Annotated in this window: 17 protein-coding genes; 6 read left to right on the forward strand and 11 right to left on the reverse strand. The window is 61.6% G+C overall.

All coding sequences use genetic code 11. The annotated features are described in order from the left end of the window. Positions 1–26: 26 nt before the first annotated feature. From VJZ71_09860 to VJZ71_09870, 3 genes are all read right to left on the reverse strand, one after another. Complete coding sequence (locus tag VJZ71_09860; GenBank protein HKQ48361.1) at positions 27–2,378, reverse strand: tetratricopeptide repeat protein; 2,352 nt, start codon at positions 2,376–2,378, stop codon at positions 27–29. A gap of 293 nt (positions 2,379–2,671) precedes the next feature. Next, positions 2,672–3,655, reverse strand: coding sequence for a diacylglycerol kinase family protein (locus VJZ71_09865; GenBank protein ID HKQ48362.1), 984 nt, complete (start codon positions 3,653–3,655; stop codon positions 2,672–2,674). A gap of 113 nt (positions 3,656–3,768) precedes the next feature. Then, entirely contained in the window at positions 3,769–4,998 is a 1,230-nt protein-coding gene (locus VJZ71_09870; protein HKQ48363.1) for a hypothetical protein, read from the reverse strand. A gap of 647 nt (positions 4,999–5,645) precedes the next feature. On the opposite strand from VJZ71_09870, the gene VJZ71_09875 reads away from it, so the two are divergent. The 3 genes from VJZ71_09875 to VJZ71_09885 are packed head-to-tail and all read left to right on the forward strand — an operon-like array spanning position 5,646 to position 9,371. Continuing rightward, a complete protein-coding gene (locus VJZ71_09875) occupies positions 5,646–6,284 on the forward strand; it encodes a hypothetical protein (GenBank protein HKQ48364.1) in 639 nt (212 codons plus the stop codon). 25 nt (positions 6,285–6,309) lie between these two features. Continuing rightward, positions 6,310–8,655 carry a hypothetical protein gene (locus VJZ71_09880; protein ID HKQ48365.1) on the forward strand — a complete coding sequence of 782 codons (2,346 nt, stop codon included), beginning with the start codon at positions 6,310–6,312 and terminating at the stop codon, positions 8,653–8,655. Between the two features lie 29 nt (positions 8,656–8,684). Beyond that, positions 8,685–9,371, forward strand: coding sequence for a hypothetical protein (locus tag VJZ71_09885; GenBank protein HKQ48366.1), 687 nt, complete (start codon positions 8,685–8,687; stop codon positions 9,369–9,371). Between the two features lie 128 nt (positions 9,372–9,499). Here VJZ71_09885 and VJZ71_09890 read toward each other — a convergent pair whose 3' ends face one another. From VJZ71_09890 to leuS, 7 genes are all read right to left on the reverse strand, one after another. Further along, positions 9,500–10,126, reverse strand: coding sequence for an NYN domain-containing protein (locus tag VJZ71_09890; GenBank protein ID HKQ48367.1), 627 nt, complete (start codon positions 10,124–10,126; stop codon positions 9,500–9,502). A gap of 305 nt (positions 10,127–10,431) precedes the next feature. Then, on the reverse strand, positions 10,432–12,117 hold the full coding sequence (ettA, locus tag VJZ71_09895) for an energy-dependent translational throttle protein EttA (GenBank protein ID HKQ48368.1): 1,686 nt from the start codon (positions 12,115–12,117) through the stop codon (positions 10,432–10,434). A gap of 68 nt (positions 12,118–12,185) precedes the next feature. Beyond that, positions 12,186–12,773 carry a class IV adenylate cyclase gene (locus VJZ71_09900; GenBank protein HKQ48369.1) on the reverse strand — a complete coding sequence of 196 codons (588 nt, stop codon included), beginning with the start codon at positions 12,771–12,773 and terminating at the stop codon, positions 12,186–12,188. Between the two features lie 28 nt (positions 12,774–12,801). Further along, positions 12,802–13,377, reverse strand: coding sequence for a hypothetical protein (locus VJZ71_09905; protein HKQ48370.1), 576 nt, complete (start codon positions 13,375–13,377; stop codon positions 12,802–12,804). Between the two features lie 40 nt (positions 13,378–13,417). Continuing rightward, entirely contained in the window at positions 13,418–13,693 is a 276-nt protein-coding gene (locus tag VJZ71_09910; GenBank protein HKQ48371.1) for a DUF2442 domain-containing protein, read from the reverse strand. After that, positions 13,674–13,979 carry a DUF4160 domain-containing protein gene (locus VJZ71_09915; GenBank protein ID HKQ48372.1) on the reverse strand — a complete coding sequence of 102 codons (306 nt, stop codon included), beginning with the start codon at positions 13,977–13,979 and terminating at the stop codon, positions 13,674–13,676. The genes VJZ71_09910 and VJZ71_09915 overlap by 20 nt, the downstream gene beginning before the upstream one ends. Further along, the gene (gene leuS / locus VJZ71_09920; protein ID HKQ48373.1) at positions 13,934–16,717 is read right to left on the reverse strand and encodes a leucine--tRNA ligase; all 2,784 of its coding nucleotides are present in this window, start codon (positions 16,715–16,717) and stop codon (positions 13,934–13,936) included. Before leuS ends, VJZ71_09915 begins: the two co-directional genes overlap by 46 nt. Before the next feature lie 412 nt (positions 16,718–17,129). Between leuS and VJZ71_09925 the strand changes: the two genes are divergently transcribed. Then, positions 17,130–17,393, forward strand: coding sequence for a transcriptional regulator (locus VJZ71_09925; GenBank protein ID HKQ48374.1), 264 nt, complete (start codon positions 17,130–17,132; stop codon positions 17,391–17,393). A gap of 384 nt (positions 17,394–17,777) precedes the next feature. Here VJZ71_09925 and VJZ71_09930 read toward each other — a convergent pair whose 3' ends face one another. Further along, entirely contained in the window at positions 17,778–18,059 is a 282-nt protein-coding gene (locus tag VJZ71_09930; GenBank protein ID HKQ48375.1) for a hypothetical protein, read from the reverse strand. Between the two features lie 64 nt (positions 18,060–18,123). Between VJZ71_09930 and VJZ71_09935 the strand changes: the two genes are divergently transcribed. Both VJZ71_09935 and VJZ71_09940 read left to right on the forward strand, forming a co-directional pair. Continuing rightward, positions 18,124–20,427, forward strand: coding sequence for an O-antigen ligase family protein (locus VJZ71_09935; protein HKQ48376.1), 2,304 nt, complete (start codon positions 18,124–18,126; stop codon positions 20,425–20,427). Further along, entirely contained in the window at positions 20,424–21,827 is a 1,404-nt protein-coding gene (locus VJZ71_09940) for an MBL fold metallo-hydrolase (protein HKQ48377.1), read from the forward strand. Before VJZ71_09935 ends, VJZ71_09940 begins: the two co-directional genes overlap by 4 nt. Positions 21,828–21,847 lie beyond the last annotated feature (20 nt).

Below are 21,847 nucleotides of genomic sequence, written 5' to 3' on the forward strand. Positions count from 1 at the left end.
CTCCCGATTCTCGCCGCGGGCCGCCGCTACGACGCCCCGCTCACTTCCAGCCGGCTCACCAACGCTTCCCAATACGCCTTCGGTCGCATCCCCTTCCGCTCGTCAAACGCCGACGCCGGCGTCTTCTTCAACAACCATCCCAACCTCGCCAGCGTGCTGCGGGCTTCTTGCGCCTGCCCCAGCCGCTGATGGCATTGCACAATTTGAAGTGTCGCCGACACCGCCGCCGGCCGGTTCTCGAATCGCCACGCCGCTTCCCGATACGCCTCGATCGCCGCCGCATAACGCCCCAGGTCAAAGAGGCAGTCCCCGCGATACTGATAACCCGCTTCAAGCTGCGCCTTTTCCACGTCGGACAGCGAATCCGCATCATGCGGCGCCAGCGCCGCGATCACGTCCTCCATCAACTCCAGCGCCCGCGCCAGTCGCCGCTCGACCTCCTGCAACCCCGATTGGCGCGCCTGTGTGCTCGGCTGCGACGTCGCGACCGCGCGCAACGCCCCCGCGCTCTGCCGATACGCGTCTCCCAGTTGAAACTTCAGCCGCGGCATCTCCGGATCGTCGGGATAAAACGCGACGGCATCCTCCAGCCGCCGGATCGCCTTCTCGAAGTGGTTCGGCACTTCCTCGTCGCTCGCCCGGCTGTAGTAATCCGCCAATAAAATCAGGGACTTCCGATACTCGATCGCCTGCGGAGAAAACAGCGGCTGCGGCCCGGCGTCATCCACCACGCTGAGGAGCAGTTCGACGCCGCGCTGCGTCCCCGCGCCCCCCTGCGCCAGATAACACTCCGCCAGCGGCACGACCGAGCGCAGCGCATCCGGTAGCCGCGGATAAGACTGCATCACCAGTTCATACGTCGCGATCGCACGCGCCGTCCGCCCCTCCGCCCGACACGCCTCCGCCAGTCGATACAGCGCCCCCGCGCGCCCCGGGTAGTTCGGAAACTCCGCCGTCAGCCGCGCCAGCACGTCCACCATCTTCTGCAAATGCCCCGCCGATTCGAAATCGTCCGCCGCCATCTCCAGCGCCGTCGGTCGCTCTGCATCACCCGTCGTCCGCAAGTCGGCCCGCTCCAGGTGCAGCCCCGCCGCCTCGGCGTAATGCTGCTGCGCCTTCGCCGCATCCGACCCCGCCGCCCGCGCCATCTCCTCCAGCGCCCCCGCAACCCGCACCAGATAGGACCCGCGCAGCGCCGCCTCATCCGACCCCACCAACTGCATCGCCAGCCGCAGGTAATCGACCCCCAACTCCAGCCGCCCGCCCTGTATCAACAACTCGCCGATCGTCGTGATCGCCGCGCGCACCACGCCGCAATCCAGCGCCCGCGACCGCTCCTTGCCGATCAGCCGCTCTTTCAGTTCGCCAAACGCCTCCAGCGCCCTCTCATAGCGCGCCAGCGCCGCCAGGCACTCCGCCCGCCCCACCGCGCACAAATCGTGCAATTCCCCGCTCTGAAACGACCGCAAGACTTCCAGATAAAACGACAACGCCAATTGCGGCCGATCGTCCTCCTGTTGCAGCCGCCCCAAAAGCCATCCCGCCTTGCCCCACAGCTCGTCGCGCGACCGCCACTCATTCCGCAGACTTCGCAGCGCCTGCTCCGCCTCGCCGCGCAGCCCCGCCTCGCGCAGGCACAACGCCTCCAGATACCGCACCGCGATTCGCTCCTCCGTACCCGCCAGCCGCGACCGCGCCTTCTCGATCAGGCTCATGGCCGCCGCCGTATCGCCGCCGTCGAGCAGCGCCTGCACCTTCTGCTCCAGCGCCCACACCACATTGCCTGCCGAAGCGCCCTCGTCCGCGAGGATCGCATCCACCTCTCCCATCAACTCCGCCGTCATCGACCCACGGGCCAGTTGCATCTCCACCAACTGCCGCCGCACGCGATCAGCCTTCGCCGGTCTCCCCTCCAGCGCCCGCCGATAGGCCTCCACCGCCGAATCGTCCTGCTCCGACCAGCGATACGCATCGCCCAGGCCGATCCAGTCGCTCGCCGCGAGGGCGATCCCCAGCCGCAGCGCCTTCTCGAAATGCGTCACGATCGCCCCGACGTTCCGCGTGTTGTGCAAGGTGTAATCCGACTCGGCGCGATAGATCGTCTGCGCCAGCAGCCGGTGAAACTCCGCCCGCTCCGCCGCCGAGCGCTCCGGCTTGGCCAGCAGGTCCAGCAGATACGCATTTGCCCGCGCGTCCGCCCCCGCCGCCTGCAACCGATGGACCCGCTCGATCTCCACCGCGAACGACGTGGGGACATGCGACTTGAACATGTGCCGCAGGCCGCCGACCAGCAATACCACGCCCACCACCAGCGCCGGAACCTGCCATCGCCCCGACAGCGTCTCTCGAATCGGAAGTAATCTCGCCGCCGCACTCATCACAGTCTCTTCCGTAGGGCGGGCTCTGACCGCCGATTTCGCTCCCGCAACTCTCGCCATTCGCACCTCGCGATCCGGCGGTCCTTGCCGAGCGAAACACCCATCGGCTGAAAGTGCCGAAGAGCTTGCGGCCTATAAAAAGGATTTCCCGCCGATTTCGACGACGCCTCGGCGACTCGTGCGCGGCCCCATCGCGAACCTGTTCACCAATCGTTTCAGCCCAGCCGCGCGGGTGGCGACTTCCGAAATGACTTTCAATGCTGCCGCGCGGTCACACTCCACCGACCGACGCTCTAACCCTGCCAATCGCGCCCCACCAGGAATCGCGCCCGAAAGTCCGCGACCCCGTACTCCTGCGGCAACTCCCCCGCCAGATCCCCATCGATCTCCACCGGCACGCGCTCCTTCGACCACACCCGCACGCGCCGCGCCTGCGCATAGATGACGCCGCGCGTGCCGACATGCCGGCCCAGGAAGGTGTTCAGCGCATGCCGCAGCAGCGTGACCCGCCCGCCCAGCACTGCGTTCGACTTGCAGCACTGAAAAACGCAGACGTCCAGCAGCCCGTCCGCCGCGACCGCCCGGGCCAGGAGCCGCATCCCGACCGCATACCGGGGAATGCTGCCGACATAAACCAGACCGCGGCCATCGAAAATTACCCTATCATCCGCTTCTACAAAGACTTGTGGCTGCCGATAGCTCCAGAATGACCGCCACACCGGCCAGAAGTAGCTCCAGTAGGTGATGTGCCCTTTGCGCTCCAGAGTCAGCCGCCGCACGACCTCGGCATCAAACCCCGCCCCGGCAATCAGTAAAAACCGCCGCCCAGTGGGGCAGCCGTCCCTGGCTGCCTTCTCTACAGCAGAATCTCCCCCCCAATGAACCCCCACATCCAGCTCAATCTCCCGCCCCTCACATAGCACCTGCCAAAGCCACTCCGCATCCCGCCGAATCCCCAGGTACTTCGCCAGGATATTCTCCGTCCCACTCGGCACGACCAGAATCGGCGGCCCCCCGTCGGTCATCCCATTCACCACCTCCCGCACGGTCCCATCGCCGCCGACGACGACCAGCGCCGCCACCCCAGCCGCGAACGCCTCCCGCGCCATCGCCTCCGCATCCCCCGTCCCCGCCGTCCGCTGGACCGTGACCGCGCGCCCCGCCGCCTCCGCCCGCCGCCGAAAGGCCTCGACCAGCGCGCGATTCCCAAACCGCCCCGAGACGGGATTCACGATGAACCGTATTTCACCCTGCGGCAACATGAAGACGGTCAGCACCTTCGACGGGGAAGTTCCCTTCCCCGCGAGATCGTACGGTGGGGCTGATCTGCCTACAAAGAAAGGCGGTAGCGTCCGCGCCGGAGCTTTCCCGCCGCGGTGGGTGGCGGACGTTATTGGGTGGGGCAATCCGGCTTCACAACCGATTCGGCCAAGATGGGAACGGGGGTATCGGGCTTGATGAGGCCGTAGGCGATGGCGACGCGATGGAATTCGCGGAGACGGCGCTCTTCGGGGGTGATTCGGAATTGGTCGTCGGCGGTGGAGGTGATGGCGTCGGATTTTTTTTCCGCAGATGACGCAGATGAGCACAGATTTGAGGGGGCGGAAGAAGTCGGAAGTGGGAATTCGGAATGCGGAAGTGAAGGAGACAGAGCGGGGGGATTTGAGATTTCGGGATTTGAGGTTTGAGAGGCAGAATCGCCCCGGGGTGAAGGGACAGAAGTGACCGAAGGGACGGAAGGGACAGGGGCAACGTCAGCAGCCGAGGGCGGGGGTTCGTCGGCCGCCGGGACGGGGGCCGCTACGGGGTTGTGCGTGCGGAGGATCTCTTCGAGTTCGTCGGGGGTTTTGCAGTCGGCGACGGGGTAGCCCATGGCGGTGAGGTCCTTCTTGACTTGTTCGAAGTAAGCGAGCGCTCGGGCTTCGTCGCTGGCGAGGGCGGCTTTTTCCTCGGCGAGCGCCGCCTGTTCTGCGGCGAGGGCCTCTTTTTCCGCGGCCAGGGCGATTTGTCCCGCGGCGAGTTCCTCGTCGACACGGGCCAGGAGGTCGTCGGCTTTTTCCGCAGATGACGCAGATGAACACAGATTTGAAGGGGTGGGGGATTGGACAGGATCGGGCGAATGCGGAATGCGGAATTCGGAATGCGGAATGGCAGAAGACGGCGAATTGCGGATTTGAGTTGCGCGGTGCCTGCGTGTGACGGCGGCGTTTTCGAGGGCGGCGCGGTGGGCGAGGATGAGCTTGTAGATGGTATCGGCGCCGGACGAATCGCCGGCCATGATCTGCTCGACGAGGTGCTGGCTGATTAGGGCGGGGAGGAGATCGGCCAGGGCGCTGGCGTGGTCGTTGGGGAGGGCATCCTCGGCGAGCTGGAGGGCGGCGGCGCGGGCGCGAAGGCGACTGGCGTAACGATAGAAGGCGGTGAAGCTGAGACCGACGTCGGCGAGGTTGTATTTTTTGTAAAGCGGGCGGTAACCGGCGGGTTCGTAGGTGAGGATGGCGCGGTCGAGCTTGCGGCGGAGTTCGGGGGCCACCTTTTCGTAGATGGAGTGGCGCGAGGTGGTCTCGTCGGGGAGGGCGTCGGCGGCGAGGTCGGCGGTGGCGGGGTCAAGAGCGTTCATGAGTGGGTCTCCTTTTTTTGTTGGTGGAACAAGACGGAACAGGGCGGAACAGCCCCAAGGCGGAAGTGGGAATGCGGAATGTAGAATTCACCACAGAGGCACCGAGGACACAGAGATCGTTTTTGTTGGTGGAACAGAACGGAACGAGGCGGAACGGCCGGAAGGCCTGAGGCTTGAGACCTGAGGCTTGAGGTGTTCGAAATCAATTGCGTGTCGGTCGGGTTCATTTGCGCGGAGACTCCGGGGGCGAGCCGAAGGCTTCAGGCTGTATGCCGGGGCTTCGCCCGTTTTTGATCTCTGACTGCTACTCTTGCTCAGCGCTCCCTGTGGAAAGGGCTTGAGACCTGAGGCTTGAGGCTTGAGAGGGGCGGGACGACGGGTGAGCAGGGGAGGGCCGAAACAGGGGCCGGGGATCAGGGGCTAGGGGCTCGTGGGGGAGGAGGAGGAAAGCTGGGACCGTAAGCCTTTAGCGGGAAGGGAGTAAGAGAAGGCGATCTGGAAATTAGAGGCGGGGGGATGCCCTCACTGATGGATCGGTTGGAGCGGATGACTCACCGTGGCTCCGCTGTCCGTTCGTCCTATAACCTCTGACAAAATTTCTCCAGACTCACTTGACTCGCCATAGTTTCGCTGTAGTATATGTATCCATGGATATAGCGAAACGGGCGATTGAGGCGGTGCAGAAAACCGAGCGGCAGTTACTCGAACTTGCTGGAACTGCGCTAGCGGCAGGCGATTACAAGAGCATTCGTGTGGCTGAGCTCGCTAAGGCGGTGGGTGAATTAGTCCACTTCCCTGGCCTAAACGGAGAAGCCGAGGAGGCCACTGGGGTGCCACTACCGATCGCGCACAAGCCCGGCGATGAGAGCGCAGGCGAGAGCAGCCCGCGACCACGCCGCTCCCCTCGCAAAGGCGAGTATCCCAAGTTCTTCAGACAACGAGAGGCTCTAGTGAAAATCGCTTGGTCGAAAAGCGAGAGGGCTGAATATGAACACAGAGCACCGCGGTTGGTAATTGATCTCCTCGTTGGTGCTATTCAAAAAAAAGCCGGCAAGGGCCGACTTTTTACCGCAGATGAAGTTTTGCCCTTTGTTAATTCAATAGACGGTACTGAAGTGCCTCGCTATCAAACGTATCTCTGTCTAGCGTGGTTGCGGGCTGAAGGACTAGTGAAACAGAAGGGTAGGCAAGGCTACTTCGTCCGGGAGCCGGATGGCTTGTTGAGAAAAGTTACTACCTGTTGGGAACGGTTATCGCCTCGACCGACGGTTGACGACGGGATTTAGTCGAGTTTTCTGTTTGGAGTATCGCATGAGTATTCAACGTGACGAACGTGGTATTCACTTTCACGAACTGGGTACGCTGCATTCGGTTACACGCTGGATTAGCACGCATCCTGACGGCCTTGCTGAGTGGCTTAAAAATGTAAGGCGCGCCTATCAGGCTGATCGCGCGAACGTCGCAGAGGAACACCGCGTTGCGGTGATCCTCATGAGGGATTCATCCGCCACTGGCCCTGCCGCCCTGGGCATGCTCGATGTTGGTGGCGCTACGCTTGAGGACGTAAGCGCATGGAGCACTTGGCAGGATTTTACCGCATCAAGCCGCGGCTCGGGTGTGATCGAAGAGCAAACTCAGGGTAACGGCGCAAAGGCATACATGTACCGTCTGTTCGGCGGCCGGGCTCGAATTCTCGGAATCCGCGACACCAAGCTCAACTGTAAAGGCTTTGAGGGTGCCGCGCAATCCCTTGAACGAGGAATTCCTGGGTTTATCCCGGATGTCGCAGCCGGGCGCGAATTGCCCGTGGATTCGTGGCAAAATCAACTCCGGTCCGCTCTTGAGACGTACCAACTTCGACATGATGAATTACCGCCAGCTGTTTTGGATGCCATCCACAAGCGCCGAGCATTCACTTTGGTGGAGGGGCTTGAGCCGAAGGACCTGTACAAGGGCCGTATTCCCGAGGACCTAGTTCAGAAATTACTTCGTCACGATCAAGCAACAGCCGCCATTGAACAACTACGAATCTACGCCGTGCATAACGGACGCATCCTTAACGATGGGAATCCGCTTAGGCTTGAGACCATCGAGACGTACCCAGGATTCGAGACGGCTCGCGTACATGAAATTCCCGAAACTCTCAAGGACGACGAGGGAGTTCTGCAATCCACGACTTTTGATGGAAAAAAGCCGAAGGGTCGCCTCATTCTGTACACTTCGCGAGAAAACATGCTGAGTGCCTATAAGAAGCTGAAACCAAGATGGAAGATCACGTACAAAGCGAACCCGAACCACATCATCGGGTCAAAGCCCGTCTCAGACCTAGCGCCCGCTGTTCCTGGTTCGTACTTCATTTATGGCACCGTTGAGCTTGCAGCACTTGAGCCCGATTATGTATCGCTTGGTCGGCTCAGGCCGAATGATGGTCCGCTTGTCTCGGCTCTCGACCGCTTCATCACGGACCATATCAAAGATTTGGCCAAGGAGATCAACGAACGTCGGCGTCAAGAGCTTGACGATCAGACCTTGGACGAGGTTCAGCGCGAAAACCGCGTCCTTGACAGATTCAAGAACCAATTTCTCGAATCGTCTGGACCGAGCGGTCCTGGCGACGATGGCAACGGCGAGGGCGGTAAGAAGAAGCGCAAGCGAAAGCGGGTCCCACACGAGTACGGCGATACGCCTGAATCGATAGAGTTTGACTGGGACACAAGCCTGCCGGTTCGGATTGGCTGCGGCGTTGTTGCCAGAATGGTAAGTATCCTCAAGCCAAGAGTCGTCGACGCCGCCGGGAGACTAGTGCCCCGTGCCGAGCTTGAATGGATTACAAACGACCGCCATGTCGTGCAATTCCGCACCGATGACCAAGTAGTAGCGACAGGAAAAGGAAAAACCCAGGTTAGCTGTCGAGTACGAGGAACAACCGTGAGTTCTTCCCGGGTTGACGTGGAAGTTTGGACGATTGATCACGTATTGCTCACGCCTCGAGCCCTAACCATTCCGCTTGGCAAGCGCGGTCAAATCACCGCACAGGTGACGAACGACGACGGTATACGCGCGACTAACGTATTACTCAACTGGACTCATGACGCTGCCGATCCGCTGATCGTTCTAATCTCTCCGTGGGGATGGGTTAACGGTAATCGCCTCGGTCGAACATCGATAAGCGCAGGCGCTGGAGAAGAGATTTCCGGTGGTGTTTGGGCACGAATTCGCGCTGAAGTTGAGGTGACGCCGAATCCGGAGGCCCCAGAGCGCGGAGGGGGATTTCCGAAGCTGTTAGTTACCGACCGCGATATTGACCCATTCACTGGTGAGATTCGGGCTTCAGACGACGGTCAGCCGACCCTTTATCAAGAAGTGTGGGACTACCAGAGCAACGTTTGGTGGCTAAATCTAGGTAGCCCGGAGGCAGCGTTCTTCTTCAAACAAAGAGCAGACAACCCCCGCCAGTGGCGTGCGTTCCACTCACAAAAAGTCATCGAAATGGTCGTCCAAGTGCATATGATGGACGAATACGACACCACGGGAGACGAGAGGCCCGATCTGTGGAGTCGCCACAAAAATCAGTTTGAAATCTTCCAGGTCCAGTTCATGCAGGCAATGTGGGAAAAACTCCAACCGTATATTTTTAGTGGAATCGGGCTGGAGTAGCGCGAAGCTATAGCCGAGGAGGTCATGACGTGGAACAGATGGAAGTCGGTGGACTAGGTCTTCGCCATCAGGCACTGCTGGCAGCTGTTCGCTTATCAGGCGGCGAATTAACGAAGACGTTTACCGCCGAAGACTTGCTCGTTGAAGCATGGAACCATAACAAAGTTGCCTGGGGTCTTCGCGGATTTGAGGAGGATTACCCCGACTCCGAGAAAATCAACAAGGAACTGAATCGTCGGGGCTCGATCGGTTTGCTCGGACAAGGACTGATTGAGCGCGTTGGCCCGATGATGTATCGACTTAGCGTGGCGGGTCTGCACGAGGCGGCTCAGTTGCAGCCCGCTGATACAATTGCACGCGAAAAGGCGGACCGGGAGCTTGAAGTATCGGTCAAGGAAATACTCGAACATTCAGTGTTCAGGACATGGCTTGCCGATCCTTCAAAACCGAAATACTTCCGCGAGGCGGGTCATTTTTGGGGAATTGCACCGGGAACACCAGCAAAAACTGTTCGAGTTCGCATTAGTCGGGTCGATCGCGTGCTTAAGGCGGCGAAGGACATCCTCGACGAGAAAGGAGTCGACTCGATCACAGAGCAACGCGGCAAACTTCTCTTCGATCGAGAAGATGTCAACCGCTGTGAACAATTTCAACAGGTACTCAAGACCCGGTTCATGCGCGAGCTGCAAATGCTCGATCCTGAATTCGCCCATTAGGTTCTTCAGGAGCAGACATTTTGACTTTTCGACGATTCCGCCTGGCCTCCAATCCAAGCCTGGGGCCTTCTACGATCCCTGCACCTGACTCTCGCCCGCGCCACAAAGGAAATGAGTGGTCGTAAAGCTCACCAATCGACGGGCTTGCGGATCGTCCCACCATGTCCGTCGGGCATTTCTCGCGGGAACTGGCTTCGCTGAATGAGTTCCATCGGAAGAGATCGATTCTTGTCGGCCGCGCTGCGCAGTTCCACGGCGGCCCCTCGCCTGGGGTCGCGGGATGGAACATAGACAATCACTTGTTTTTCAGGGAATCGAAGCTTGAGCAGGTTGACGGATGGGACAAGGTCGGAGTCGCCGCTGATGATGACGAATCGCTCTGCCTTGTCCTGATAAGCATCATCCAGCAACATCACAGCGATGCTGACGTCGGTTCGCTTCTCTTCTGTGCCGACGTAGAAACGTGAACCGGCGAACGTGCAGGCGGAAACGCGGCACTTGAATCGTTTTGTTTTGAAGTTGCCGAGAATGGTTTCTATCTTGGGGCTGGTGGCCAAGGCTCGCAGGTAGGCGTCCTGATTCGCGCGGGTCGGACCATCGACGCGTGCCGTAAAGTACCGAATGAGCTGGATTTCGTCGTCCTGGCGCAGCCGCTCGCACATTCGCTGGATGTCCAGCCATTTGTGGGGGCTACCCTTCACGGCGCCGTAATAGAGATTGAATCCATCGATGTAGATGATGCTGCGCCGAGACACGCGGAGAGGATACCGCCTGGGGCGCAAAAAAACAGGCAGCCATATAGGCTGCCCAACCGGCACAAGGCCGGGGAGTCGTGCTAACAGACTATAGGCATCGCTCGTCGCCCGTCAAGTAATTCGGAGGTCATGCCCAACCTCAAGCCCCACGTCGAACCCTTGGCTGAAAGGACCTCCGGTCTCCGCGGCCCCTGCTCCCCTGTCCCCCAATCCCCGCCCTCCGAAACCGGACCCAAGCGAGGGAACAGGGATCAGGGAGCAGGAGGGAGGGCCAGAATCCCCGGGCTCGCGCCGCGGGGCTCTGATCACCCCATCGTCAGCTCCCGATACTTCACCCGATGCGGTCGCTCCGCCTCCGCCCCCAGCCGCTTCCTGCGGTCCGCCTCATACGCCGAATAGTCCCCCTCAAACCACCGCACGCTGCTCTCCCCCTCGAACGCCAGAATATGCGTCGCCACGCGGTCGAGAAACCACCGGTCATGGCTGATCACCAGCGCGCAGCCCGCGAAGTTGTTCAGCCCTTCCTCCAGGGCCCGCATGACGTTCACATCCAGGTCGTTTGTCGGCTCGTCGAGCAGGATGACATTCGCCCCCAGCCGGAGCATCCGCGCCAGGTGCACGCGGTTCCGCTCGCCGCCCGAAAGCGTGCCGACCGGCTGCTGCTGGTCCTGACCGACAAATCCGAACCGCGTCACATACATGCGGCCGTTCACCTGCGCGCTGCCCAGTTGCATCAGGTCGGTCCCGCCGGTGATCGCCTCAAACACGGTCTCGCCATCGATCAGCGTCTCGCGGCTCTGTTCGACGTAGGTGAGCTTCACGCTTTCGCCGATGCGGATCGTCCCGCTGTCGGGCTTCTCCTGGCCCGTGATCATGCGGAACAGCGTCGTCTTGCCCGTGCCGTTCGCCCCAATGATGCCGACGATCGCCCCGGCCGGGATCGAGAAGCTCACGTCGGACATGAGAATCTGCCGGCCGAACGCCTTGGTCACCTTCTGCGCGTCGATGACCTGGTTGCCCAGCCGCGGACCCGGCGGGATGTAGATCTCCACTTCCTTGAGCTTTTCCGCCGAGTTTTGCGCGACCGCCTCTTCGTAGGCGCTGATCCGCGCCTTGCTCTTGGTCCGCCGGGCCTGGGGCGAGCTGCGGATCCACTCCAGCTCCCGGGCCAGCGCCCGCTGCCGCGCCGACTCGGTCTTCTCCTCGACGCGGAGCCGCGCCTCCTTCTGCTCCAGCCACGACGAATAGTTCCCCTTCCATGGAATCCCCTTGCCGCGGTCCAGTTCGAGAATCCACCCCGCCACGTTGTCCAGGAAGTACCGGTCGTGCGTCACGGCGATGATCGTGCCCTCGTAGCGGTGGAGATGCTGCTCCAGCCACGAGACCGTCTCGGCGTCGAGGTGGTTGGTCGGCTCGTCGAGCAGCAGCACGTCCGGCTTTTGCAGCAGGAGCCGGCACAGCGCGACCCGCCGCCGCTCGCCGCCGGAGAGCACCTTGATCGGCCGCTCACCCTCCGGGCAGCGCAGGGCGTCCATGGCCATCTCGAGCTGAGCGTCGAGTTCCCAGGCGTTGGCGGCGTCGAGCCGCTCCTGCACCCTCTCCTGTTTGGACAGGAGCTTGTTCATCTCGTCGTCCGAGATGTCCTCGCCGAGGCGTTCGTTGATCTGCTCGTATTCCTTGAGCAGGTCGAGCGTCCCCTGCAGGCCCTGTTCGACGATCTGACGGACCGTCAGCGAATCGTCGAGTTTCGGCTCCTGTTCGAGGAACCCGACGGTGTAGCCGGGCTGCAGCGAGATCTGACCGTCGTAGTTCTTGTCCACCCCCGCGAGGATTCGCAGGAGCGTGCTCTTGCCCGCCCCGTTCAGGCCGAGGACGCCGATCTTCGCCCCGTAGAAATAGGAGAGGTAGATGTCCTTGAGGATCGGTTTTTTCTCGTGGCTCTTGCTGACGCCCACCATCGAGTAAATGATCTTTTCCGCGTCGTCACCCATGAGTGTTGCAATCTCCTGTTGCTGTTCCGGCTTCCCTGTTTCCTAATTCCTGGGACTTTGTTCCCCGCCTATGCAAACCGCAGCGTAAGCGGTCGCGGCGCCGATTCGCCGAGGTGCTTCGCGATCAGCGCCGGGTAGCTGTGAACGATGTTGGGCTCGGCGGCCAGGTTGAGCGCCGCGAGAACCTCGCGGATCGCTGCGTCGTCCGGTCCTTCGCATTCGACGAAGCGGCCGAGCTGCGGGATCTCGTCCAGTTCGATCTTGCACGCCCCCAATGTCCACGACTCCCGCCGCTTCTCATAGACGAGCCAGGGCGTGTACCCCAGCTCCGCCAGCAGCGCGGCCAATCCCTCGGGATTCTCAATCGGCAGCTCGATCTCCTCCCGCCGCTTGAAGCCCGACTTTTGCTGCGGGCCCTTAAAGGTGAAGGTGGACTTGGCCTCGCCGCCCGCTGACGCCCGCCAGGCCCCATCGACCGGCACGGCCGACCGCACCCGCAGCCCGCACCCGGCGTGAAACAGCGCCTGCTCGGCATTGTCGAACAGCCGGTTGGTCTCGACGACTCGCCCCTCCGGCACCGCCCCCGCGGCGCGGAGGCGCTCGCGCACCGGGTCGTGCGATGGGACGGAGAGCTTGGATTCGAGTTCGACGGGCATCGCGGCGGATTGTAACCGATCGCGGCGTTCATTCCGGCGTGGCGCGGATCTGGCCAAGGCGGGCGCGAAGGTCGGGAGGAAGCTGGGCCTCCAACTCGGGCGTGATCATTTCGAGTTCAAGCATGTCCTGGAGGTGGACTTGGTCTTTGCGACGGAAGGCCGTCAGTTTCATGACCAATAACGGCAGAAGGTCGATGACAGTGAAACCATCCTCGGCGCGGTCAATTTTCGAAAAGTCCGGAGCAGGATGGCGCTCGTGCGGTCGGACCTTTTCCGCAGCGAAGATGATATGCACGCCGCGGCGTATCTTAGGGCTTATTTTTTCCACGAAGACGGGAACGCCCTGGACCTCCGCAAATTCAAAACCGACTTCATTCAGAGCCGCTGTCGCTTTCGGCAGGTCCTTGCGATCAAGGAGGATGTCGACATCGACGGTATTGCGAACGGCGTCCTCATCGACGCGTGCGATCCAGACGGCGACAGCGTGGCCGCCGATGACGGCATACCGCACGCCATGGCGCTCCAGCGCCGCGGTCGACCGTAGCAGCCGTTCGCGGACTTTCTCGACGGCCATTAGGGCTCGTTCCAGTGAGAGAGGGGCCATTGCCTCTATTATAACAATCGGCGACGGAGATTGCGGCAGATTACGAGAGGACGATTGTCTTGGTCCCGGGTGCCGGCGCGCCCCAGAGGAGGCCTTCAGTGCTAAGGTCTTCATCGACTTCAGGCCAGTGGATGCCGTAACCGCCGCCGGAGATTTGCCATTTCGCGCGCTGCGCGGGCGACGCGTGGAGCAAGCGAGGATACCAAACGAGGGGGACGGTGATGGTGCGACCGTCGGCGAGATCAACGCTGAGCGTGTCGTCATCGAAGCGAACGTCCTTCACTTGCATGCCCGGACTAAGCGCTGAAGTATTCATTCCATGCCTCGAGGAACTCCTGCTGGTGCTCCAAAACGATTCGTTCAACCGCTCGTAATTCACTTGGGCTAAACCTGATGTTTCGAGCGAGCGCAACCGGCCTCAACCAGAACTTGGCCGACTGAGCGTCGCGATCCACATGCACGTGAGGCGGTTCGTTCACGTCGTGGCTGACAAAGTATATGCGATAGGGGCCAATCCTGGCAATTGTCGGCATGAGTATTCCCTGCCTCTGGCCGCCTATCGGACGACGAAATTCAGCATCCGGCCGGGGACGTAGATGCATTTGGCGATGGTCGTACTGCCGATGCGCTCCGTCACTTTGGGCATGGCCAGCGCGGCGGTCCTGACGCTCGCTTCATCGGCCGTCTTGGCGATCGTGAGCCGCGCGACGATCTTCCCGTTGACCTGCACGGGGATTTCGACGGTCTCGTCTTCGACGAGGGCGGGATCGAACACCGGCCAGGACTCGTAGGCGAGGCTGGTCTTCCACGCCGGCCCGCGAAGCCGCTGCCAGAGTTCTTCGGCGAGGTGCGGGGCAAACGGCGAGAGGATCAGCACGAAGCGCTCGGCCTGGACGGGCTTGATGGACTTGGCGCGGTAGACTTCGTTGACGAACTCCATCATCGCGCTGATGGCCGTGTTGAAGGCGAGGCGTTCGATGTCCTCGCCGACCTTCTTGATGGTCTTGTGGAGCAGCTTTTCGATGGCGTCAGAACCCGTCGCTGGCGCTCCGGGCTCGGATCGGAGGAACGCCGACGCCTCGCCGGTCTCTTCGTTGACGAGCATTCGCCAGGCGCGTTGCAGGAAGCGATAGACGCCGGGGACGTCACGGGGGTTCCACGGTTTGCTCGCCTCCAGCGGGCCCATGAACATCTCGTAGAGCCGGAGGGTATCGGCGCCGTATTCGTTGACGACCTCCTCGGGGTTGATGACGTTCTTCAGGCTCTTGGACATCTTCTCGACAGCGGCGGCGAGTTTTTCGCCGGAGTCCTTGAGTACCGCCGTGCCGTCTTCGCGGAATTCGATTTCGTCGTAGCCACGATACGTCCCACGCGCATCGCGGTAAGCGAACGCTCGTATCATGCCCTGGTTGAAGAGGCGGCCGAAGGGTTCGACCGTCGAGACGTGGCCGAGGTCATACAAGACCTTGTGCCAGAAACGGGCGTAGAGCAGATGCAGCACGGCGTGCTCCGCTCCGCCCATGTACATGTCGATGCCACCGACGTGCGGGCGACCGTCCTTGCGCTGGGAGAGCATCCAGTATTTCTCTGCTTCGCGGGAGGCGAGGCGGTCCTTATTCCAGGGATCGGTGAAGCGGAGGTAATACCAGCACGAACCGGCCCACTGAGGCATCGTGTTGAGTTCGCGGCGATACGACTTGCCGTTCCGCGTGACGGTCATCCACTCCTTCGCGCGACCGAGTGGCGGCGCGGGCATGGCGTCGCTGCCCTCAGCGATGACGGTCGGGCGGAAGTCGTCGATCTCGGGGAGCGTCAGCGGCAGTTCGCTTTCATCGAGCGGAACGATCTCGCCATCGGGGCCATGCAGAATCGGAAAGGGCTCTCCCCAATATCGCTGGCGGGAAAAGAGCCAGTCGCGGAGCTTGTAATTAACGGTGCCCTTGCCGAGGCCGCGCTCTTCGAGCCATGCCGTGATTTTTTTCTTGGCCGCGTCGACCTCCAGACCGTCGAGGAACGCGCTATTCATCGCCGGACCGTCGCCGAGATAGGCTTCTCCATCGAAGTTCGGCGGTGGTTGAACGGTGCGAATGATTGGCAGATCGAAGACCATGGCGAAATCCCAGTCGCGCTGGTCCTGACCGGGGACGGCCATGATCGCACCGGTGCCGTAACTCATCAGCACATAATCCGCGATCCAGATCGGGATCTTCGCGTCGTTCACGGGATTGATCGCGTACGCACCGGTGAAGACGCCGGTCTTTTCCTTCGCCTCGGCGGTGCGGGCGAGTTCGCTGCGGTTGCCGGCGGCGCGGACGTAGGCGTCGACGGCAGCGCGCTGCTCGGGCGTTGTGATCTTCGCGACGAGCGGGTGCTCGGGGGCGAGGACCATGTACGTCGCGCCGAAGAGCGTGTCGGGGCGCGTGGTGAAGATTTCGAACGAGGAATCAGCGGGCAGGGACGCCCGCTCCACTTCTGGAGACATTTGCTCCACTGAATCGGGCGCCAGCTTGAACTTGACTTGCGCGCCCTCGCTCCGACCGATCCAGTTTCGCTGCATCAGCTTGATTGATTCGGGCCAGTCGAGTTCTTCGAGGTCATTCGCCAGCCGATCGGCGTACTTGGTAATCCGCAGCATCCACTGCTTGAGCGGTCGCTTGAAAACAGGATGATCGCCGCGCTCGCTGCGGCCTTCGTTGGTCACTTCCTCGTTGGCGAGGACCGTCCCGAGGGCAGGGCACCAGTTCACTGGCACTTCGGCCATGTAGGCGAGCCGCTGCGAATCGACATACTCGCGGACGGCCCGATCTCCCTTGGCGCGGATGTCGGCCGGGATCGGCAGTTCGCTGATCGGCCGCGCCTTGTCCGCGGCCGCGTCGTACCAGCTATTGAAGATCTGCAGGAAGATCCACTGCGTCCACTTGAAGTACCCCGGATCGGTCGTCGAGATCTCCCGCCGCCAGTCGTACGAGAACCCGAGCATCTTGAGCTGGCGGCGAAACGTCGAGACGTTCTTCTCCGTCGTTGCCGCGGGATGCTGACCGGTCTCGATGGCGTGCTGTTCGGCGGGCAGACCAAAGGCGTCCCAGCCCATCGTGTGCAGGACGTTGAAACCGCGCATGCGGCGATAGCGCGAGAGGATGTCGGTCGCCGTGTAGCCTTCTGGATGACCGACGTGGAGACCGGCCCCGCTGGGGTAGGGGAAGAAGTCGAGGATGTAGTTCTTGGGCCTAGACGGATCGAATCCGGGCTCGCCGGGATTGGGTGTGCGGAAGGTCTGGTTGGCGTCCCAGTAGGCTTGCCACTTCTCGCGGAGGTCTTTGGGAGAGTATGGATATGTCATGTCGCCGCCGTCGCCTTCATTCCAGATGCAAGCCGCACAGTTTATCGGGGTTTGGATGCAGTTTCCTGCTCGTGGTGCGTTTATCGCCGGCAACGCGCGCGGCGCGGCTTCTCGTTTTGCGTAACTCGATCCGCCGTCGTGGTTAACAAGCCGCGCCCACCGCGCGCCGCCCCGGCAACGTTTCAAAAAGGCAACATGCCCGCACGGACGCACGGATACGTCGGATTATCGGAACCTGACGGGTGTCGCGCAAGCCGTGTGCTGGTAGTTGTTTGTGCGTATTCGCGAGTACAATTAACAGGGACGTTCGAGCGGCACGGTGATTGCCTTGTCATCCCTTCGACGACGCAATCATACGAGCGAGGGGCGTTGATCGGCGGCGAACAATAGCCGCCGAGGGAGAGAGGCAGCCATGGACGAGACGACGTTTCAAGCGAAGCTTTCCGAGCTGGTGCGAGAGATCGGCTCGCTGCCCGCGGGGGAGCGGTCGAAGCTCGAGGCCCTGGCCGAGCAGACCAAGCAGCGGCATGAAAAACTGAAGGCGACGGTCACGAGCCTTCATGATTCGATTGATTATCTGCGTCTCTCGATCAAATATTTGCTATTTGATCTGGAAGCGACGCGGCGCGAGAACGACTATCTACGCAAGATGTTGGAGGAGGAGCCTGAGGCATAAGACGCCTGGCCCGGAATGACGCGGCGGATGATCCTGGGGAGGATTGGCCGCCGCATCGGAATCATACGCGGGGACACGACACATCTGTTCGACTCGTGGGCCGCGGACGCAAAGTCGATTCCGCACGTGTTCAACACCTTCGAGCCCGACTTGGGGAGCCGGGTTCGAAGCCGCCGACCGGGGGGAAGGCGGGGCACCGAGGAATCGGCCGAATTTTTGAGGGGAGGGGAAGACGCAGGCTTTTCGGCCTGCGTTTTTCTTTTTTGGGGGAAAAGGGACTCCACCACAGAGGCGCAGAGAACGAACGGGATGATTTGGAAATCTCGATCCCAATCATCGATCTGAATCCTATCAACCGGCGTTTCGTCTCGGTGTCTCTGTGCCTCAGTGGTGCATCCAATTGACCTTGCTTGATGGGCGCGGGGCGGGGACGATGGCGTTCATGCGGCCGGGAATTGCTCGTCTTTTTGTCGCGGTCGTCGTGCTGGGGTGCGGCGGGGCGACGTGTCTGTATTCGGGGGCGGGGCCGATCGAAGCGGGCGGGCCGGCGATGCGGGGGACGTGGAACCCCTTGCTGGCGTTCATCGCGGATTTGCTGACCGCGCCCATCCCGACGGCGGGGATTGCGGATGTGCGCGACGTGGTCCTCGTCTTCACTGCGGGCATCGTTTTGATTCTTGCGGGCACGACGCGGTCGACGCCTGCGGCGCGGAGCCGCGCGACGCGCTGGATGGGCTGGTGCGCGGCGGCTGTCATAGTTCTTGCAACAATTTCCGCGCTGGCATGGCGATCGTTCGATTTGTCCTGGGGCTGGATCGTCCGCTTTGCGGCCGGAGCGGCGCTGGCGATTGTCATCGCGCACCGGTTCACGCCGGCAATGGTGCGGCAGACCCTCGTTGGACTGCTCACGGTCGCGGTGTTGTCGCTCGCGCTCACCATCTGGCATCGCGCGGACCGCGGTTACGCGCATTTTTCGTGGCCGATAGGACCCATCACGATCGTCGGCGGCCTCGCGGCGGTCTGGGCGGCGCTGGCAGGAATTTGGGGCGTCGGGCTGGCCATGCAGGGGCGCTGGACCGGTGCAGTGCTCACATTGGGCGCATGCGCGCTTTGCCTCTACGCACTTCAGCAGACCGAGCGCCGCTCGCCGACGCTTGGCCTAGTTGCGGGAATCGTCATTGTCGCGGCAATTGTGACTTGGCGGCGTTATCCAAGCTTGCCGGTTCAATTCACCGTCTGCGCCGTGATCGCAGCTATCGTCATTGGCGGTATCGCGTATGTTTGGACGCAGACCTTCAGTCCGATGCGGGAGATTTCGGGGCCGATTGAGGTGCGACGGACTTATTGGAAAAACTCGCGCTTCTTTATTTGGAATCATCCAATCTTCGGCGTCGGGCCGGATCGCTTTGTCATCGAGATGACAAGGCTGATGGCGGATTTTCGCGCCCATATGCCACATCGTTATCACGGGAATCTCGATACGGCGACGCATAATGAGTGGTTGCAGGCGGCGGTGGAGTTGGGACTGCCAGCGGGGTTGGCCTTTGCGGCGCTGCCGATCGCGGTTTTGGTAATTGGTTTGCGCTCGGCGGTCCGTAGGGATTCATCGAAAACGGGGACTCCCGTTGAGGACAAATCGCACCGGCTATTAGCCGGTGCCACACGCGGCCTCGCCTGGCCTCTAGCGGCTGCAATCATCACGTTATTTGTCTGCGAGGCGGCGAGCATCAATCTTCGTGGGTCAATTATGCCTATCTGGTATTGGGCATTGCTGGGCCTGTTGGGGGCAACGATTAGCGTTGTACCGAGCGATGTGAATCAACAATCCGTACAATTGGCACGAAGGCGTTTGCGGCCGTTCCTCGTGATGGCGGGAGGATTCGTTTTCCTAGTTGCGTCATTTTCGGAATCGCTTGCCGCAGTCGAAGAGGCTCGCGGAATATTTCCGGCGGAGCATCCAGCGCCGTCGCGATTCTTCGTCGAGCGAACTCTTCGTGCCCAGTACGCAAGCGCCGCCCAGGCGTCAGCTCTCGCACAGGAATCATCGACACCGGAGAACGACGCGAAGGCCCTCGAACGCTGGCGCGAGATGTTTCAGGTACTGCCGGTCTATCGTGAAACTGCGACGAACTATGCACAGTGCCTGATTCGCGCGGGCCGGCTAGAAGAAGCCAAGGCCTCGCTGAAGTCGGTAATTGGTGAGCGCAAGGTCTCGGTACTGATGCTATATGCGAAGCTTCGGAAAGACAATCCGGAGTTGCAGTTTGCATGCGTTCAATGGGCCTTGCGGAGCTGTGCACTGACTGATTGGCCGAATGATCTCTTGAAGGCGTATGTTACCTCCCCGGCCGCCCGAGCCAGATTGGATCAATGGCTTCCGTATGCGCGAACGGCCGCGTTAAGCCCAAAGGAAAACGACTCGCCAATATTGGAACTCTTGCGTGTCAATGCCTGGGTTCGGTATAGCGAGGGGAATCTTACTCAAGCCATTGCGGATCAAGAGTTGGCGGCTATGTGCTATCGCAGACTAGAGCGCGAGAACAGTCCCTACCGCCGGCACCACGATGCCGAATGGGACGCGTTCTACACATTGGCGCGGATGCACTTCGAATCACGCCCAGCGAATTACGGTAAGGCTTACGACGCCATCGTCGAAGCCGAACGTTACGCCGTGCTGGGCATCAAACACGAGAAACTCCTGAGTCCCAATCCCGCGCTTGGGTTTGTTGGCGGCGAGGTCGTGCCGACAGAGTTCCCAGAACGCCTGCGACCCCTCTGGCAATTGTCAGCGATTCTTCACCTTGCTGTCGGCGACTTCCGCAATATTGATTTGCGCGTTTTGGCATCCTTGCCGCCGCAGCAGTGGTCGCCGCACGATTTGCAAACTGAAAAAACCGCGCTTGCCAAGATCGCTTTTCAATCACTTGGCGTAATCCCGAAGAACATGAGACCCCAGCACTATTACCAGCTTGTTCATATGGCGGGCATTCCAACATCCCAAATGCAAATCGAGGACCCGGAATCCGAACCATGATGAAACTCACCTTCCACGGCGCGGCGCGGGAAGTGACCGGCTCGATGCACCTGGTCGAAGCCGATGGCGCGCTCGTCGCGCTGGATTGCGGGCTGTTTCAGGGGCGGCGGTTGGAGGCGGAGTCGAAGAACCGGACGTTTCCCGTCGACCCCGCCCGGATTCACGCCGTCGTCCTCTCGCATGCCCATGTCGATCATTGCGGCCGTCTGCCGCTGCTCGTTAAGCGCGGATTTACCGGGCCGATCTACTCGACGCCGGCAACGCGCGACTTGGCGGCGCTCATGCTGGAGGACTCGGCGCACATCCAGCAGGAAGACCTGCGCTATGTAAACAAGAAGCGGGCCCGAAACGGCATGCTCCCGGTCACCGCGCTCTACGACGAGCAGGACGCGGCGGGGGCGATGCGACTCTTTCACTGCGTCCCTTACGGCGAGGTCTTTTCACCGGCCCCGCGGCTGACGGCGCTTTTTCGCGATGCCGGGCACATGCTCGGCTCGGCGTCGGTCGAGCTGACGTGCCAAACCGACGGCGGCGCGGCGACGTCGGTCGTGTTCACCGGCGACGTGGGGCGGCCGGACACGCCGATGCTGCGCGACCCCGCGGCGCTGCCGCCATGCGATTATCTCATCAGCGAATCGACCTACGGCGGTCGGCGCCACCCGCCGACGGAGGACCTGGCGGCGCGACTGGCCCAGGTGGTGAACGAGACCTTTTCGCGCGGCGGCAAAGTCATCGTCCCCGCGTTCAGCGTCGGTCGGACCCAGGTGATCCTGCACATGCTGCACCGGCTTCGCTCCGAGGGACGAATCCCCGACGTCCCGGTCTTCGTCGACAGCCCGCTGGCCGTGAACGCCACGGAGGTCTTTCGACTGCACCCGGAGCTGTTCGACGAGGAATCGCGCGAACTGACGCGCCGCTCGGGCGATGCATGGGGCACGGACTCCTGCACCTATGTCCGCGAGGCGGACGAGAGCAAGAAGCTCAACACGATCAAGCTGCCGTGCGTCATCATCTCGGCCAGCGGGATGTGCGAGAACGGCCGCGTCGTCCACCATCTCAAGCACTCGATCGAAAGCCCGAAGAACACGGTGCTGATCGTCGGGTTTCAGGCGGCCCACACGCTCGGCCGGCGGATCGTGGAGAAGCAGCCGCACGTGACGATCTTCGGGGAGAAGCTGAAGCTGCGGGCGCAGGTCATCGCGCTGAACGGGTTTTCGGCGCATGCGGATCGGGATGAACTGCAGCGGATGCTGCGACCACTGGCGGCGCGGTGCAAGAAGGCGTTTCTCGTCCATGGCGAGCCGGACCAGATGGAGGTCATGCAGGGAACCATGCACGGGGACGGATTTCGCGAGGTGCTGATGCCGATGGCGGGGGAAAGTTTCGAGTTAGACAGCTAACTCCGCTTAGGCGCACCACG

The sequence above is a fragment of the Phycisphaerae bacterium genome (assembly GCA_035275405.1).
GTDB lineage: Bacteria > Planctomycetota > Phycisphaerae > UBA1845 > UTPLA1 > DATEMU01.